The sequence below is a fragment of the Actinosynnema sp. ALI-1.44 genome (assembly GCF_001984155.1).
Lineage (GTDB): Bacteria > Actinomycetota > Actinomycetes > Mycobacteriales > Pseudonocardiaceae > Kibdelosporangium.
Genome location: NZ_MTQO01000034.1, coordinates 196,045 through 215,700, shown reverse-complemented (window position 1 = coordinate 215,700; position 19,656 = coordinate 196,045). Strand labels below are relative to the sequence as shown.

Genomic DNA, 19,656 nt, shown 5'->3' with positions numbered 1-19,656 from the left:
CGCCAGCCTCGATCGGGTCACCCAGCGTGGTACCAGTGCCGTGCGCCTCCACCGCGTCCACATCAGACGGCGACAACTGCGCATTCGCCAACGCAGCCCTAATCACCCGCCGCTGCGACGGCCCATTCGGCGCCGCAAGCCCATTCGAAGCACCATCCTGGTTTGCCGCACTACCCCGAATCACCGCCAACACCTGATGACCATTGCGCTGAGCGTCCGACAAACGCTCAAGAAGCACCATGCCCGCGCCCTCGCCCCAACCGATCCCATCGGCCTCATCAGAGAACGCCTTGCACCGCCCACTGGACGCCATACCACCCTGCTGCGCGAACTCCATGAACGCACCAGGTGACACCATTACCGCCACACCACCAGCAAGCGCCATCGAACACTCGCTCGACCGCAACGCCAACATCGCCTGATGCAACGCCACCAACGACGACGAACACGCGGTGTCGACCGTCACGGCAGGGCCAGTCAGTCCCAGGCAATACGAGATCCGACCGGACGCGACCGCCGACACCGTGCCGATCAGGCGATACCCGTCCAGGCTGCGGTCATCGACCGGCAGGCTGGCGTCGTAACCGGCGTGACTCGCCCCCACGAACACGCCCGTCGTCGATCCGTGCAACGACTTCGGGTCGATCCCGGCCCGCTCGATCGCCTCCCACGACGTCTCCAGCAACAACCGCTGCTGCGGATCCATCGCCAACGCCTCACGCGGACTGATCCCGAAGAACCCCGCATCGAAATCAGCCACGTCGTACAGGAACCCGCCCTGGCGCCGGTAGGCCTGACGCTGGCCGAACTCCTCTTCGAACACCTCCCAGCCGCGATCCGTCGGGAAGCCGCCCATCGCGTCGGTCTCGGCGACCAGCAGGTCCCAGAACTGCTCGGGCCCGGTCACCCCGCCGGGGAAACGACAGCCCATCCCGACGATCGCGATCGGCTCGCGGGCACCGGACTCGAGTTCCCTGACCCGCTCACGGGCCTCGTAGTGGTCGGCTGCCAACTTCTTCAAGGCGTCGAGCAGCTGCTTCTCATCGGCCATGGTGGGTCCTCCTCGACGCCGCGGTGATCCGAGCACCAATGATCATCACGACGCCCCCAGTTCCTTGTTGATGAAGTCCAGGACCTCGTCGGCTGAGGCCTCGTCGAGCTGCCCGGCCACCGCCTGCCGACCTGTGGCGGTGCCGTCGTTCTCCTGCGCGGGTCCGCTGCGGCGCAGCCACCGGGACAGCATGGTCTGCATGCGTTCGGTGATGTCCTGGCGCGTGTCCGCTCCGCCTTCGACGGACTCCAGCTCGCCCGCCAACCGCTCCAGTGTGGCCAGCACCGGGTCTCCGGTGTCCGCCGAGTCGGCGCCGACCACTTCGCCCCGGATGTGTTCCGCGAGGGCGGTGGCGTTCGGGTAGTCGAACACCATCGTGGACGCCAACCGAACGCCCACCACCTCGGACAGGCGGTTGCACAGATCCACCGCGCCGGCCGAGTCGAAGCCCAGATCCTTGAACGCGCGCTGCGGCAACACATCCTCGGCAGACTCGTACCGGAGTACCGCGGCGGCGTGACCGCGCACCAGGTCTGTCAGCACCTGCTGCTGTTCCGCGACCGGCATGCCGGACAACCGATCGGCCCACTCGCCAGTACCTGTGCCGACGGTTTCGACCGTCAGGGTCGCGCGCACCTCAGGCAAGTCCGACAGCAGTGGACTCGGCCGGTGCAACGTGTACGTCGGAATGAACTGCGGCCAGTCAAACCCAGCCACCACCATCGCACCCTCATCGGCATCGAGCACCTGACCCAACGCCAACATCCCACGCTGCTCGTCGATGCCCTCCATCCCGAACTCACGCAACCGCTCACCACCGGTACCCGCGGCCATCCCCACGCCAGCCCACAGGCCCCACGCCACCGAAGAAGCCACAAGACCCCTACTGCGGCGGCTGTCGCACAACGCGTCCAGGTAAGCGTTTGCCGCCGCGTAGCCACTCAGGCCGCCGCTGCCCCAAACACCAGCACCCGAGGAGAACAACACGAACGCGTCCAACTCACGATCCGCAGTCAACTCGTCCAGAACCGCCGCACCACCGGCCTTCGCCGACAACAACCTCGACAGTTCCGCGGTCTCCAGGTCCGCCACCGGGGTGTTTCCGCCTACGCCCGCCGAGTGCACCACGGACGACAGCGCTGGTCCGGACCCGTCGAGACGCTCCATCAGAGCCGCGACCGAAGCACGATTGGCGACGTCACACGCCACCACGTCCACAGCTGTACCACCGGCCGCGATCGAACCCGCAAGCTCGGCAACACCCCCGGCAACCGGACCAGACCGACTGGTCAACACCACACGAGACGCACCACGACCAGCAACCCAACGCGCCGTGATCGCACCAACACCACTCGTACCCCCCGTCACCAACACCGAACCGCGGGGCCGCCATGCCTCCTGAACCACCGGACGACCAGCACGCACCAACCGCCGAGCCACCACACCACCCGAACGCACCGCAACCTGATCCTCGGCCGCATCCGCCAACACCGACACCAGACGATCACCAGCCTGCGCGTCCACCACTGGCGGCAGGTCGATCAGACCGCCCCACCGGTCGGCAAGCTCAAGGCCAGCCACCACACCCAAGCCCCACATCTGGGCCTGTACGGGGTTCACCGCCGACGCACCATCGGTCCGCACAGCGCCACGCGTCAACACCCACAGCGGAGCGGTAACTCCCAGCCGTCCCAACGCCTGGATCAGGGCGAGGGTGTCGGCACCACCGCGCGACACCCAAGGAGGATCCACAGTGGACGAATTATCCAAGGCCAGCAGCGAGACCACCCCGCGTAGGTCCCACGACCTCGCTACGGCCTCGTGCAGACGGCCCAGGGTTGTGAGAGTCGCTACGGCCCCATGTGAGTCCAACGTCCCGGCAACCACATCGGTGTCGGCGCCGTCGCCGACCACCAGCCAGGTACCGGTGAGGGTCGCATCGGATTCGCGCACCGGAACCCACGAAACCCGATAGCGCCAGTCGGCGACCGAAGCACCCGCTTGGCTGCGCCGCCGGTAGTCCGCCAGTGCGGGCAACACCTCGCCCAACTGGCCATCGTCCACGTTCAGGGTCGCGGCGAGACCACGGACGTCGCCGCCTTCGACAGCAGCCCAGAACTCGGTGTCGACGGCACCCGAGGACCACGTTCCGGCGGTTTCCGGCCAGTAGTGCCGGTGTTGGAAAGCGTAGGTCGGCAGGTCCACGGTCGAGCCACGACCCAAGACAGCGGGCCAGTCGACAGGCAGACCACGCACGTACGCCTCAGCGAACGAAGCAAGCAACCGCTCAGCACCACCGTCCTCACGCCGCAACGTCCCCACCACAACCGCACCCTCGATCGCACCCGTCAACACAGGATGCGGAGAGGTTTCCACGAACACGCCATGTCCGGTCTCAGCCAGGATCCGCACAGCCCGGTCGAACTCGACCGTTTCACGCAGCGACGCGTACCAGTACGACGGATCCATCTCCGGACCTGCCAGCCACTCCCCGGTCAACGCCGACACCATCGGCACCTGCGCTTCACGCGGCTGGATTCCTTGCAGGGCCGTCAGGATTTCCGCACGCAACTCGTCGACGTGAGCGCTGTGGGAGGCGTAGTCCACTGGGATCATCCGCGCTCGCGGTGAGTCACCACACGAGTCAGCCAGTTCCCGCAGTGCGTCCGCGTCACCGGAAACAACGGTCGACGCTTGCCCGTTCACGGCCGCGATCGACAGCCGTCCGTTGTACGAAGCGATCCGCTCACGAACCCCGTCAACCGACTCGGCGATCGACAACATCCCACCACGGCCAGCCAACGCCTTCAACGTCCTGCTCCGCAAAGCAACGACCTTGGCCGCGTCTTCCAGTGACAAGATCCCTGCGACAGCCGCGGCCGCGATCTCGCCCTGCGAGTGCCCGACCACAGCATCCGGCTCAACACCAGCCGCCTGCCACACCGCAGCCAACGAGACCATCACAGCCCACAACGCGGGCTGGACCACATTCGCGGCCTCGAAACCGTGCCGTCCGGCCAGAACGTCGTCCAGTTCCCACTCGACATGCGGAGCAAGAGCCGCCGCACACTCCGCCAACTTCGCCTTGAACACCGGCGAAGCCTCGGCGAGCTCACGACCCATGCCGACCCACTGACTGCCCTGCCCCGGGAAGACAAACACCGAACGGCCGACGCCGCCCGGAGCGACCTCGCCGACGATCACGCCAGGCGCTGGCTGGCCCGTGGCAACCGCGGCGAGGCCCGCCGCGAGCTCCATCCGGTCCTCACCCGCCACCACCGCACGATGTTCCAAGGCGGCACGAGTCGTGGCCAACGACCACGCCACGTCACCGGCCGTGAACTCCGGCCGGGCCAGGACGTGCTCACGCAACCGGCCCGCCTGATCGACGAGAGCCGCAGCGCTACGACCGGAGATCGCCCACACCGGCATCGCACCTTCAAGCACCGGCGCGTCGCTCTCCTCGTGAGTCGGGTCCGCAGGCTCGGCCGGTGCTTCCTCCACGATCACGTGTGCGTTCGTGCCGCTGATCCCGAACGCCGAAACCCCAGCCCTGCGCGGACGCCCACCAGCCAGCCATTCGACTGGCTCCTGCAACAACCGAACGTCCCCCGAGGACCAATCCACATGCGACGATGGCTCGTCGGCGTGCAACGTCCTCGGCAGCACACCCTTCTGGAGTGCCATCACCATCTTGATCACACCGGCGACACCGGCAGCCTGCTGGGAATGACCGATGTTCGACTTGATCGAACCCAACCACAACGGCCGATCGCGATCCTGGCCGTACGTGGCCAACAACGCACCGGCCTCGATCGGATCGCCCAGTTCAGTGCCTGTGCCGTGCGCCTCAACAACGTCCACATCAGACGTCGACAACTGCGCACTCGCCAACGCAGCCCGAATCACCCGACGCTGCGCCGGACCATTCGGCGCGGACAAGCCGTTCGACGCGCCGTCCTGGTTGACCGCGATACCTCGCACCACGCCCAACACCTTGTGCCCGTTGCGGTGCGCGTCCGACAGGCGCTCCAGCATCAGCATGCCCGCACCTTCGGCCATGCCCATGCCGTCCGCGCCGTCACCGAACGCCTTGCACCGACCGTCAGAAGCCAACGCCCGCAGGCGTGAGAACCCCACGAACTCCCCCGGATCCGCCATCACCGTCACTCCACCGGCAAGCGCGACCGTGCATTCCCCCGACCGCAACGCTTGAACTGCCTGGTGCAACGCCACCAACGAAGACGAGCAGGCAGTGTCCACTGTGACAGCCGGACCCGTCAACCCCAGTGTATAGGCGATCCGCCCGGACAACACACTCAACGCGTTACCTGTGATCAGGTGCGCCTGCGTTCCCTCTTCCCCTGCCGCAGCGCCGATGTAGCCGGAGGACGCGGCGCCGACGAACACACCGGCGGCCGAGCCGCGCAGTGATTTCGGGTCGATCCCGGCGCGTTCAATGGCTTCCCAAGAGGTTTCGAGGAGCAGCCGTTGTTGCGGGTCCATCGCCATCGCTTCACGCGGGCTGATTCCGAAGAACCCGGCGTCGAAGTCCGCGGCTCCGGCCAGGAAGCCGCCCTGCACCACGTAAGTCGAACCTTCAGCGTCCGGGTCCGGGTCGAACAAGGCGTCGGCATTCCAGCCGCGGTCGGTTGGGAATCCGCTGATCGCGTCCCCGCCGGAAACCAGAAGCTCCCACAACTCCTCAGGAGTACGCACACCACCGGGATAGCGACACGCCAGACCGACAATCGCGATCGGCTCAGTCGACACCGCGTGGACCACCACCGGCGCACTGTCATCCGAGGCATTCCCGAACAGCTCGGAAAGGATCTCGTCAGCCAACGCCGACGCACTCGGATGATCGAAAATCACCGTCGCGGGCAACCGGATACCGACAGCGGTGTTCAACCGGTTACGCAACTCCACAGCCGTCAACGAATCGAAACCCAACTCACGAAACGCCCTCGTCGCCACGATCTCCTCAGCCGAATCATGACCAAGAACCGCAGCCGCCTGCGAACGCACCAACTCCACAACCGTCCGCCGCCGCTCAGCCACCGACAAGCCCGCCAACCGGGAAGCGAACTCCCCGCGCTCGTCCGCGACCTCGGTCTCCTCGTGGGCTTCCGGGATCGTCTCCAACAACGGACGCGGCCGCGCGGCACGGAACACCGGGGCGAACTTCTCCCACTCCACGTCCGCCAACGCGATGAACGTCTCGTCATCGGCCAGGACCTCGCCGAGCGCCTTCAGTGCCCGGTCGGTGTCCAGGAAGTTCATCCCCTGCCGCAGGAGGCGGTTCGGCGTGACGCGACCGGGTGCCTGATCCATCACCGCGTCCACGGCGTCCCAGTCACGCGTGTTCCAGACGCCCCAGGCGATCGACGTCCCCGGCAGGCCACGCGCCCGGCGATCCTCGGCCAACGCGTCCAGGAACGAGTTGCCCGCCGCGTAGGCGCCGTGGTCGTTGCTGCCCCACGTCGCCGAGATCGACGAGAACAGCACGAACTCGTCCACGTCGAGACCGGCGGTCGCCTGGTCAAGGTACACGGCTCCGGCGGCCTTCGCGCCGAGCGCCGTCGCCAAGCCGTCCTGGCTCGTGTCCTCCACGCGGGCCAGGTACGGGGCGTTCGCCGAATGCAGCACGGTGGACAGTCCGGGCCCGGACGCCTCGATCCACTCGACCAGGTGCGTCACCTCGTCCCGGACGGCCAAGTCACAGCTGACGATCTCGACGGCGGTGCCGCCGTCGGCCACAGCCGAGGCGAGTTCCGCCACCCCCGGCGCGGACGGGCCGGACCGTGACGTCAACACAACACGCGGCGCCCCGTGCTCGGCGAGCCACGGACCGACGCAGGCACCGATCGAACCCGTTCCCCCGGTGAGCAGGACAGTGCCCTTGGGGCGCCACGGCTTCGCTTCCGCCCGGCGTGCTTCAGCGTGCACGAGCCGCCGCAGGAACACACCCGACGACCGCACCGCGACCTGGTCCTCCCGGCCGTCCGCGAGGATCCCGGCCACCCGGGCACCGACCTCGGCGTCCCACACCGGCGGCAGGTCCACCAATCCACCCCAGCGATCCGGGTGCTCCAGACCGACAGCCCGGCCAAGGCCCCACACCTGGGCCTGCACGGGACTCGTGGTCACCTCGTCCGCGCTGACCTGCATCGCACCACGGGTCAGTACCCACAGCGGAGCGGTGACCCCGGCGCGGACAAGCACGCTGACCAGGTCGACTGTCCCGGCCAGACCACTCGGCACCCACGGGTGGTCGGCCAGCGGCTCCTCGTCCAGGGCCAGCATCGACACGACACCAGCGAACTCCGCTGTCGTGTCGATGTCCTCGGGACCGGCGGCCGTGACCACCTGTGCACCACGATCGATCAGGGCGTTCGCAACGGTTTCGGATCCTTCGCCGACCACCAGCCAGGTCCCGGACAGGGCGGCGGCGGTCTCACCGGCTGGCTGCCAGGTGATCCGGTACCGCCAGTCGTCCACCGACGTGGCGGCGGCCTGCACCGGTGCCACCGCGCCGAGCCAGTAACGGCGCCGCTGGAAGGCGTAGGTGGGCAGGTCGACGGTCGTACCGCCGCCCAAGATGCCCTTCCAGTCGACAGGGACACCCCGCACGTACGCCTCGGCCAGCGAAGCAAGCAGGCGCCGGGCACCACCGTCGTCCCGCCTCAGCGTGCCGACAACCACCGAGTCCTCGACGCCGTCGACGGCGTCGCCAACCGCGCCGGTGAGCACCGCGTGCGGCGAGACTTCCACGAACACGCCGTGCCCGGCCTCGGCCAGGATCCTCACCGCCCGCTCGAACTCGACCGTTTCGCGCAGCGACGAGTACCAGTACGCCGAATCCATCTCCGGACCGGCCAACCATTCCCCGGTCAGCGCCGACACCATCGGAATGCGAGCCGCACGCGGCTCAATCCCCTGCAGCACGTCAAGGATCTCGTCACGCAACTCATCGACATGCACGCTGTGGGAGGCGTAGTCCACCGGGATCATCCGGGCCCTGGGGGACTCACCACAAGAGTCAGCCAACTCCCGCAACGCGTCCGCATCGCCGGACACCACTGTCGATGCAGGACCGTTCACCGCCGCGATCGACAACCGGTCGCCGTATGCGGTGATCCTCTTTCGAACCCCGTCAACAGACTCGGCGATCGACAGCATCCCGCCACGACCAGCCAGTGCAGTCAGGGTCTTGCTCCGCAGGGCGACAACCTTGGCCGCGTCTTCCAACGACAAAATCCCCGCAACAGCCGCAGCCGCGATCTCACCCTGCGAATGACCCACCACAGCATCAGGCTCGACACCAGCGGCCTGCCAGACGGCGGCGAGCGACACCATCACCGCCCACAACGCGGGCTGCACCACATCCGCAGCCTCGAACCCGTGCCGCCCAGCAAGAACGTCATCCAGCTCCCAGTCGACATAGGGAGCAAGAGCCGCCGCACACTCAGCAAGTCGAGCCTCGAACACCGGCGAAGCCGAAGCCAGCTCACGACCCATACCGACCCACTGACTGCCCTGACCCGGGAACACGAACACCGAACGGCCAAGCCCACCGGGAGCAACGGAGCCGGTCACGACACCAGGCGCGGGCTGACCCGTGGCCACCGCCGCGAGACCGGCCACGTGGTCCGCACCGAGCACCACCGCGCGGTGTTCCAAGGCAGCTCGTGTCGTGGCCAACGACCAGGCCACGTCACCCACTGGCAACTCGGGCCGAGTCAGCAGGTGCTCACGCACCTTGTCCGCCTGACCGGCCAGTGCCGCAGCGCTGCTGCCGGACACCACCCACACCGGCAGATCGCTGCTCGCCAGCACGCGCGGAGCGCCGTCCACCACCTGTTCCGGGCGGTCCGTACCCGCCGGGGCTTCCTCCAGGATCACGTGCGCGTTCGTCCCGCTGACACCGAACGCCGAGACACCGGCACGACGTGGCCGGTCTCCCTGCTGCCAGTCGACCGCTTCCCGCAGCAGGCGCACGTTCCCCGACGCCCAGTCCACGTGCGGCGACGGGTGCTCGGCGTGCAGTGTCTTCGGCAACACCCCGTGTTGCAGCGCCAGCACCATCTTGATCACACCGGCCACACCGCTCGCGCAGCCGGAGTGCCCGATGTTCGACTTCACCGAGCCCAGCCACAGCGGGTGGTCGGCGGCGCGCTCCTCGGCTTGCCCGTAGGTCGCCAGCAGCGCCTGTGCCTCGATGGGGTCACCGAGGGTCGTACCGGTGCCGTGCGCCTCCACAGCGTCCACATCGGACGCTTTCAGACCCGCGTCGGACAGTGCCGTCTGGATCACGCGGCGCTGGGACGGGCCGTTCGGGGCAGTCAGGCCGTTGGACGCGCCGTCCTGGTTGACCGCGCTGCCCCGGATCACGCCAAGCACCTTGTGTCCGTTGCGACGCGCGTCGGAGAGCCGTTCGAGCGCGATGATGCCCGCGCCCTCGCCCCAGCCGATTCCGTCGGCCTCGGCCGCGAAGGACTTGCAGCGTCCGTCCGCGGCCATGCCGCCCTGCTGGGAGAACTCGAGGAAGGCGTCCGGCATGACCAGGACCTCGACGCCACCGGCCAGCGCCAGGGAGCACTCACCCGAACGCAGCGACTGAACGGCGAGGTGCAGCGCCACCAACGACGACGAACACGCGGTGTCGACTGTGACAGCGGGACCCGTCAGTCCCAGGGTGTAGGAGATACGACCGGAGACGACGGCGGTCAGGCCGCCGGTCATCATGTAGCCCTCGCTGCTGCGGTCGGCCCCGGCCACGCCTGAGCCGTAGGCGGTGCTGCTGGCGCCGACGAACACGCCCGTGTCCGAGCCCTTGAGGGAGGACGGGTCGATGCCCGCCCGCTCGACCGCTTCCCACGCCACTTCCAGCAGCACACGCTGCTGGGGGTCCATCGCCAACGCCTCACGCGGGCTGATCCCGAAGAACCCGGCGTCGAAGTCGGCCACGTCGTAGAGGAATCCGCCCAGCCGGGTGTACGCCTCGCCGGTCTGCGCCGCCGAGGTCCCGTAGGCGCGTTCCCATTCCGCCCAGCCGCGGTCGGCCGGGAAGCCGCCCATGGCGTCGGTCCCGGCGGTGAGCAGGTCCCAGAACTGCTCCGGGCCGGTGATGCCGCCCGCGTACCGGCAGCCGAGGCCGACGACCGCGATCGGCTCCCGCTCGCCCGCTTCGAGCTCCTTGACGCGCTCGCGGGTCCGATACAGGTCGGCGGCAAGCTTCTTCAGGGTGTCGAGCAGCTGCTTGTCCCCGCCCGCCTGCGCTTCACCGGTCATCACGAAAGCCCCAATTCCTTGTTGATGAAGTCCAGGACCTCGCTGGCGTCGGCGCCCTCCAGTCGCCCGTCCAGCGTCTGCCGCTCGCCTTCGTCCTGCTGTGGTTGCTCGGTGTCACCCAGCCAGCGGGACAGCACTGTCCTCAGTCGCGCGGTCACGTCCCGGCGGGCGCCGCTGCCACCGGGCACGGCCGCGAGCGCGGCCTCCAGCCGGTCAAGCTGGTCGAGCACCGAGTCAACGTCGGCGGGCTCGTGCGTGCCTGCGAGGCCGAGTTCGCCGTGCAGGTACTCGGCCAGTTCGACGGGAGTCGGTTGGTCGAACACGAGCGTGGCGGGCAGTTTCAACCCGGTCGACGCGGTCATCCTGTTGCGCAGGTCGATGGCCATGACGGAGTCGAAGCCGAGTTCGCGGAACGGCTTGCCCTTCGGCAGGGCGCTGGTTCCGGTGTGGCCGAGCACGGCCGCGGCCTGGTCGCACACCATGTCGGTCAGCTGGCGCAACTGCTCGGCGTGCGGGCGGCCGGTGAGCCGTCCGGCCAGGCTGCTGTCCACTTCGGATTCTGTTGCCGCCGGACCGGTCCCGGCCTGGGGGAGCTCGGCCAGCAGCGGGCTCGGGCGGTGCAGGGTGAACGTGGGGCCGAACACGGACCAGTCGATGTCCGCGACGGTGACGGCGTCCTCGCCCGCGTCCAGCGCTTGGCCAAGAGCCAGTACGGCGAGTGCCGGGTCCATGGCGCGGACCCCGTAGCGGTTCAGCAGGTTGCCGACGTCACCACCGCCCATTCCGCCGCCGTCCCACAGGCCCCACGAGAGGGTCGTGGCCGGGCGACCGGCCGCGCGGCGCGCGGCGGCGAGACCGTCGAGGTAGCCGTTGGCGGCGGCGTATCCGGTTTGCTCGCTGCCGCCCCAGATGGCCGCACCGGAGGAGAACAGCACGAAGTCGTCCAGGTCACCCGTCAACTCGTCGAGCCAGCGGGCCCCGCCTGCCTTGGCGGCGCACACGTCAGCCAGATCGGCGACGGTGGTGTCACCGACAGAGCCGCCCTGCCCGACGCCTGCGGTGTGCAGCACTGTGGACAGCGCCGGGCCGCCCGTGGTGTTGATCCGGTCCAGCAGGCCGACGACGTCCGCGCGCTCGGCCACGTCGCACGCGACGACCTCGACGCTGGTGCCCGCGTTGGCCAGTTCGGCGGCCCGCGTGGACACGCCTTCGCTGGCCGGTCCACGCCTGCCGGTCAGCACGACGCGGCGTGCACCGCGTGTGGCCAGCCAGCGTCCGACGTGCTCGCCGATGGCGCCGGTCCCACCGGTCACCAGCACTGTTCCGCGTGGAGCCCAGTTGACCGAGCGCGTGCTCGGCTGGGTGGCACGGACCAGCCGTCGCCCGTACGTGCCGGACCGGCGCAACGCCACCTGGTCCTCGCCCTCGCCGCCGCTGAGCACCGCCGGGAGACGTCCGGCCACCGCGCCTTCGAGCCGTGGCGGCAGGTCGACCAGGCCGCCCCAGAGGGTCGGATGCGCCAGGGCCACGGTGCGACCCATGGCCCAGATCTGGGCTTGGACGGGTTGGCCTGCGGTTTCGTCGCGCGTGGCGGCAACCGCTCCACGCGTCAGGACCCACAGCGGCGCGTCATCCCGGCCAGCCAGAACCTGGACCAAGGCCAACGTCGCCGCCAGACCGCGGGGCACCCCGGGGTACGCGTCGAGCGGAGCGGCTGCCTCGTCTTCGAGGGCGAGAGCGGAGACGATGCCCGACAAGTCTTTGATGCCGGTGGGCAGCGCGGCGGCCAGCGCCTGCCGGTCGGTGGTGTCGATGCCGTCGACGTCCACGATGTGCACCTGCGCCCCGGCGTCCGACAGCGCACCTGCGACGTCGGGCGCGTATCCGACCAGCAGCCAGGTACCGGTCAACACGGCGGCGCTGTGCGGCAGTTCCGTCCACGCGATGCGGTACCGCCAGTCGGCGACCGCCGACTCCGCGCGTTCACGGCGTCGCCAGTCGGTCAGCGCACCCAGCGCCTCGTCGGCCGGGTGCACACCGAGCAGTTCGGCGAGAGCAGTGGTGTCGCCGTTTTCGACGGCTGTCCAGAAGCCTGCTTCGACTGCGGTGACCGGCTCGGCCGGTGGCTCGACAGGTTCGGGCCAGAACCGGTCACGCCGGAAGGCATACGTTGGGAGGTCCACAGTGGAACCACTGCCCAGGATGGCTGTCCAGTCGACGGCAACGCCCCGCACGTAGGCCTCGGCGAACGACACCAGGAGACGCCGCGCGTCGCCGTCATCGCGTCGCAGCGTGCCGACCACGACCGGCTCGTCCAGGCTTTCCGCGACCGACGGCGTCAGCACCGGATGCGGGGACACCTCGACGAAGACGCCGTGTCCCGCGTCGCCGAGGATCCGGACCGCCCGGTCGAACTCCACCGTCTCGCGCAGCGACGCGTACCAGTACGACGGATCCATCTCCGGACCCGCCAGCCATTCCCCTGTCAACGCCGACACCATCGGCACCTGGGCTTCACCCGGCCGGATCCCTTGCAGAACGTCGACGATCTCGTCACGCAACTCGTCCACGTGCGCGCTGTGCGACGCGTAATCCACCGGGATCATCCGGGTGCGCACCGACTCCGGATACGACTCCGCCAACTCCCGCAACGCCTCCGCGTCACCGGACACCACCGTCGCCGCCGGACCGTTCACCGCCGCGACCGACAACCTCGCACCGAACGGCTCGATCCGCTCGCGAACAGCACTCACGGACTCCGCGATCGACAGCATCCCGCCACGACCAGCCAACGCCGTCAGTGTCTTGCTCCGCAGAGCCACAACCTTCGCCGCGTCCTCCAACGACAAGATCCCGGCAACTGCCGCGGCTGCGATCTCACCCTGCGAATGACCGACCACAGCATCCGGCTCAACACCGGCCGCCTGCCAGACAGCAGCGAGGGACACCATCACAGCCCACAACGCGGGCTGCACCACATCCGCAGCCTCAAATCCATGCCGCCCAGCCAGAACGTCATCCAGATCCCAGTCCACATAAGGAGCAAGAGCCGCAGCACACTCAGCCAACCTCGCCGCGAACACCGGCGAAACCGAAGCCAGCTCACGACCCATACCGACCCACTGACTGCCCTGACCCGGGAACACGAACACCGAACGACCAAGCCCACCGGGAACAACGCTTCCGGTGATCACGCCCGGTGCGGGCTGCCCCGTGGCCACCGCGGCCAGGCCTGCCATCTGCTCGACACGGTCCGCACCAAGGACCACCGCGCGCTGCTCGAACGCCGACCTGGACGTGGCCAACGACCAAGCCACGTCACCCACCGGAAGCTCGGGCCGTGCCACGACGTACTCACGCAGGCGGCCCGCCTGAACAGCAAGCGTGTCGGCATCACGGCCGGACACAACCCACGCGGGAACTTGCGGCGACAACACCGGCACAGCGATGCGCTCGGTCGGAGGCTCCGCCGCGACCGGAGCCTCTTCCAAGATCACGTGCGCGTTCGTTCCGCTGATCCCGAACGCCGAAACCCCAGCGCGGCGCGGACGCGCACCCGGCAACCACTCGACCGGCTCCTGCAACAACCGAACATCCCCCGACGCCCAGTCCACATGCGACGACGGTTCATCGGCGTGCAACGTCCTCGGCAGCACACCGTTCTGGAGTGCCATCACCATCTTGATCACACCAGCCACACCAGCAGCCTGCTGCGAGTGACCGATATTCGACTTCACCGAGCCAAGCCACAACGGCCGATCACGACCCTGCCCATACGTCGCCAACAACGCACCAGCCTCAATCGGATCACCCAACTCAGTGCCTGTGCCATGCGCCTCCACAACATCCACATCGGACGCCGACACCTGAGCGTTCGCCAACGCGGACATGATCACTCGCTGCTGCGAAGGACCGTTCGGTGCTGTCAGACCGTTCGACGCGCCGTCCTGGTTGATCGCACTGCCACGAACCACACCCAGGACCTTGTGACCGTTGCGCTGTGCTTCAGACAACCGCTCCAGTACGACGATGCCGACGCCTTCGCCCATGCCCATGCCGTCAGCACCGTCCGCGAACGCCTTGCACCGGCCGTCCGGCGACAACGCACGAAGACGCGAGAACCCGACGAACTCGCTCGGGTCCGCCATGATCGTGACGCCACCGGCCAACGCCACCGAACACTCACCGGATCGCAGCGCCTGAACGGCCTGGTGCAACGCGACAAGCGACGACGAACACGCCGTGTCCACAGTCATCGCCGGACCCGTCAACCCCAGCGCGTAGGCGATCCGCCCGGACAACACGCTCATCGCGGTTCCGGTCATGCGATGGCCCTCAGACCCGGGTGTCTCGGGTCCGACGCCGAGATACGCGGAACGGGCGGCGCCGACGAACACACCGGTCGCGGAACCGTGCAGGGACTGAGGATCCATCCCCGCGCGTTCGATCGCCTCCCACGACGTCTCCAGCAACAACCGTTGCTGCGGGTCCATCGCCACCGCTTCACGGGGGCTGATCCCGAAGAACCCGGCGTCGAACTCCGCGACCCCGGTGAGGAATCCGCCTTCCACGACGTACGTGGTGCCCTCGGCGTCCGGGTCCGGGTCGAACAGCGCTTCGGCGTTCCAGCCCCGGTCGGCCGGGAACCCGCCGATCGCGTCCCCGTGCTCGGCCAGCAGTTTCCAGAGTTCCTCCGGGGTGCGGATGCCGCCGGGGTAACGGCAGGCCATGCCGACGATCGCGATCGGTTCCGCCGGGGCCGCCGCTGTCGTCGCCGTGGACACCTGTGTGGTCACGGCCCCGAACAGCGACGACAGGATCTCCTCGGCCAGGGCGGCGGGGTTCGGGTGGTCGAACACCACCGTGGCCGGGAGCCGGATGCCGGCGGCCGCGTTCAGCCGGTTGCGCAGTTCCACAGCGGTCAGCGAATCGAAGCCCAGTTCACGGAAGGCACGTGCGGGCGGCACGTCGGTGGCCGAACCGTGGCCGAGGACTGCCGCCGCGTGCGCGCGCACCAACTCGACGGTCACGCGACGCCGTTCCCCGGCCGTCAATCCCGCCAGTTCACGGGACAACGCGCTCACAGGCTCCGGCGACGCCTCCATGTCCTGGGAGGCCGCCACTTCCTGCGCCTCGGGGATCGCGTCCAGAAGCGGACGCGAGCGCGCCGCCCGGAACACGGGCGCGAACTTCTCCCAAGTCACGTCGGCGAGCGCGATGAACGTCTCGTCGTCGGCGAGGACCTGGTCGAGCGCGGTCAGCGCGCGTCGGGTCTCCAGGAAGTTCATGCCCTGCCTGCGCAGCCGCTTCGGCGTCACCCGGCCTGGGCTGTGGTCCATCAGGTCGTCGACGGCGTCCCAGTCCCGGGAATCCCACACGCCCCAGGCGATCGACGTCCCCGGCAGGCCGCGGGCGCGGCGGTCCTCGGCCAGCCCGTCGAGGAACGAGTTGCCCGCCGCGTACGGGCCGTGGTCGTTGCTGCCCCAGGTCGCCGAGATCGACGAGAACAGCACGAACTCGTCCACATCGAGGTCGGCGGTCGCCTCGTCGAGATAGGTGGCACCCGCCGCCTTCGCGCTGAGCGCCTTCGCCAGGCCCTCCCGGCTGGTGTCCTCCACCCGCGCGAGGTAGCCGGTGTTGGCGGAGTGCAGCACAGTGGACAGTCCGGGCCCGGTCTCCTGGATCCACGCCACCAGGTCGGTGACCTCGGACCGAACCCCGGTGTCACAGCTCACGACGTCGACGGCCGACCCCGCGGTCGCCATGGCGGCCGCGAGCTCCACCGCTCCCTCCGCGAACGGGCCGGAACGACTCGTCAGCACGACACGTTTCGTGTCCCGTTCGGACAACCAGCTCGCGACGCACGCGCCGATCGATCCGGTGCCGCCGGTCAGCAGCACGGTTCCGCGGGCCCGCCAAGGCCCGCGATCCGTTCGCCTCGGCTCGGCACGGACAAGGCGGCGCGCGAGCGTGCCCGAGTCACGCAACGCGACCTGATCTTCCCCGCCATCCGCGAGAACCGCGACGAGGCGGGCCGCGGTGTCGGCGTCGACCACGGGCGGCAGGTCGATCAGGCCGCCCCAGCGGTCCGGGAGTTCCATGCCGATGACCCGTCCCATGCCCCACAGTTGGGTCTGCTCGGGGTTGGTCGTCACCTCGCCTGAACCGGTCTGCACAGCGCCCTGGGTCAACAGCCACAGCGGAGCGGCGATTCCGGCTTGCGCAAGCGCTTGCACCAGGTCGACCGTCGCGGCTGTTCCCCGTGGGATCCAGGGATACGTCTCGTCCCGGCCCTCCGCCAACGCCAGCAACGACACAACACCGGCCACACCGGCCGCTTCCCCCACGTTCTCGACCGTGGTACGCACGACTTGCGCACCACGGTCCGCAAGCGCTCGTGCGCACGCGTCGGCGACGACTCCTTCGCCCACCAGCAGCCAAGTGCCCCGCAGAACGGGCGTACTTGTCGTAGCGTCGACCGGTTCCCACCGGATGCGGTAGCGCCAGTCCTCGACTCCCGGCGCGGCGGGCGCGTGCACCGGGACCACGGGCCAGTACCGCTGACGCTGGAAGGCGTAGGTGGGAAGTTCAACGGCTGTTCCGTCGGCGAGTACCGCCGACCAGTCGACGGGGGCGCCGCCCACGTAGGCGTCCGCGAGCGACGCCAGCAGGCGGTCCACACCGCCGTCGTCCCGGCGCAGCGTGCCGACCACCACCGGCTCGTCCAGGCTTTCCGCGATCGACGGAGTCAGCACGGGATGCGGCGAGACTTCCACGAAAACGCTGTGCTCGGCACCGAGTACCCGAACCGCCCGGTCGAATTCGACCGTTTCGCGCAGCGACGAGTACCAATAGGACGGATCCATCTCCGGACCGGACAACCACTCCCCGGTCAACGCCGACACCATCGGGATTCGTGCCTCGCGCGGCTCAATCCCTTGCAGAACTTCGAGGATCTCCTCACGCAACTCGTCCACATGAGCACTGTGCGAGGCGTAATCCACCGGGATCATCCGCGCCCGAGGCGACTCACCACACGAACCCGCCAACTCCCGCAACGCATCCGCATCACCCGACACCACAGTCGCTGACGGACCGTTCACCGCCGCAACCGACAACCGATCCCCATACGAAGCAATCCGCTCACGAACCCCACCCACCGGCTCGGCAACGGAAAGCATCCCGCCGCGACCAGCCAACGCGGTCAATGTCTTGCTCCGCAGAGCCACAACCTTCGCCGCATCCTCCAACGACAAGATCCCCGCAACAGCCGCAGCCGCGATCTCACCCTGCGAATGACCCACCACAGCATCCGGCTCAACACCAGCCGCCTGCCACACCGCAGCCAACGACACCATCACAGCCCACAACGCGGGCTGCACCACATCCGCAGCCTCAAACCCATGCCGCCCAGCAAGAACATCATCCAAATCCCAGTCCACATACGGCGACAAAGCCGCCGCACACTCCGCCAACCTCGCCGCGAACACCGGCGAAACCGAAGCCAGCTCACGACCCATCCCAACCCACTGACTGCCCTGACCCGGGAACACGAACACCGAACGACCAAGAGCACGAGCTTCCCCCGTGACCACACCAGGTCCGGGCTGTCCTGTGGCTATCGCGGCGAGACCCGCCGCCAGTTCGACACGATCCGCGCCGAGCACCACCGCGCGCTGCTCGAACGCCGACCGCGTCGTCGCCAACGACCACGCCACATCGCCGGGCGCGAGTTCCGGCCGGGCCAGCACGTACTCACGCAACCGACCGGCTTGATCGGCGAGAGCGGCAGGGTTGCGGCCGGAGAGCACCCAGGCCGGAGCCGGGGACGCCAGGACCGGCACCCTGCTGTCGTCCGATGCCTGCTTGTCCTGCGATTGTGCCGGTGCTTCCTCCAGGATCACGTGCACGTTCGTGCCGCTCGCGCCGAACGCCGAAACCCCGGCCCGACGCGACCGCTCACCAGGCAGCCAGTCCCTGGGCTCCTGCAACAGCCGCACGTTGCCTGCGGTCCAGTCCACATGCGCCGACGGCTCATCGGCGTGCAACGTCTTCGGCAGCACACCGTGCTGCAAAGCCAGCACCATCTTGATCACACCGGCGACACCAGCGGCCTGCTGTGCGTGCCCGATGTTCGACTTCAGCGACCCCAGCCACAGCGGCCGATCCTCGGCGCGGCCCTGGCCGTACGTCGCCAGCAGAGCACCGGCCTCGATCGGGTCACCCAGTTCAGTACCCGTACCGTGCGCCTCCACGGCGTCCACATCGGACGCCGAGAGGCGGGCGTCAGCCAGCGCGGCCCGGATGACGCGCCGCTGCGCGGGAGCGCTCGGTGCCGTCAGACCGTTCGACGCGCCGTCCTGGTTCATCGCACTGCCACGGATCACCGCCAGCACACGGTGCCCGTTGCGCTGTGCGTCCGACAGGCGCTCAAGGAGCACCATTCCCGCGCCTTCGCCCCAGCCCGTGCCGTCGGCGCCGTCCGCGAATGCCTTGCAGCGTCCGTCGGACGCGAGTCCTTGCTGCCGGGCGAAGTCGGCGAACATCACCGGGGTGGACATCACCATCACACCACCGGCGAGCGCCAGCGTGCACTCACCGGAACGCAGCGCACGGGCCGCCAAGTGGACCGCCGCCAGCGACGACGAGCAGGCCGTGTCCACGGTCACCGCAGGTCCGTTGAGTCCCAGCGTGTAGGAGACCCGGCCGGACAGCACGCTGATCGCGCTGCCCGTCACGAGGTGCCCCTCGCCGTGCCCGTTCTCCCGCGCGTACCAGTCGTAGCCGGAGGCACTCGCGCCGACGAAGACCCCGGTGTGCGAACCGCGCAGCGTCCTTGGGTCGAACCCGGCACGCTCCAGCGCCTCCCAGGCGATCTCCATCACCATGCGCTGCTGCGGGTCCATCGCCACCGCTTCACGCGGGCTGATCCCGAAGAACCCGGCGTCGAACTCGGCCGCCTCCGGCAGGAAGCCACCGCGGCTCTCGTAGCCGTGCACCGCCGCGTCACCCGGGTCCCAGCCTCGGTCGGCTGGGAAGTCGCCGATGGCGTCCGTGCCGGTGGCGACCAGGTTCCACAACTCCTCCGGCGTGCGCACACCGCCCGGGTAGCGGCAGCTCATGCCGACGACAGCGATCGGTTCGCCGGTCACGGCTTCCAACTCACGGACACGCTCGCGGCTCTCGTGCAGCTCGGCCGTGACGCGCTTCAGGAAGTACCGGAGCTTGTCCTCGCTCACGCGTTCCACCTCGGGGTACTCAGGCTGTGGGTGCTCGGTCTTGGCAGCGTTCGTGCGGCTGGGCGCACGGTC

3 protein-coding genes are annotated in these 19,656 nt (G+C 68.8%); all 3 read right to left on the bottom strand.

What is annotated here, in order from left to right:
• The coding region (locus ALI144C_RS08410) for a beta-ketoacyl synthase N-terminal-like domain-containing protein (RefSeq protein WP_441297543.1) at positions 1-1,087 on the bottom strand (1,087 nt) is incomplete at its 3' end.
• A 9-nt stretch (positions 1,088-1,096) separates the two neighbouring features.
• Positions 1,097-10,345: a type I polyketide synthase gene (locus ALI144C_RS08405; RefSeq protein ID WP_076986437.1), complete on the bottom strand. Its 9,249-nt coding sequence runs from the start codon at positions 10,343-10,345 to the stop codon at positions 1,097-1,099.
• Positions 10,345-19,584 carry a type I polyketide synthase gene (locus tag ALI144C_RS08400; protein ID WP_076986436.1) on the bottom strand — a complete coding sequence of 3,080 codons (9,240 nt, stop codon included), beginning with the start codon at positions 19,582-19,584 and terminating at the stop codon, positions 10,345-10,347. Before ALI144C_RS08400 ends, ALI144C_RS08405 begins: the two co-directional genes overlap by 1 nt.
• Positions 19,585-19,656 lie beyond the last annotated feature (72 nt).

Excerpts from the sequence above, each read along its gene's own strand:
- ALI144C_RS08405 (WP_076986437.1), bottom strand. The coding sequence starts at position 10,345 with ATGACCGGTGAAGCGCAGGCGGGCGGGGACAAGCAGCTGCTCGACACC.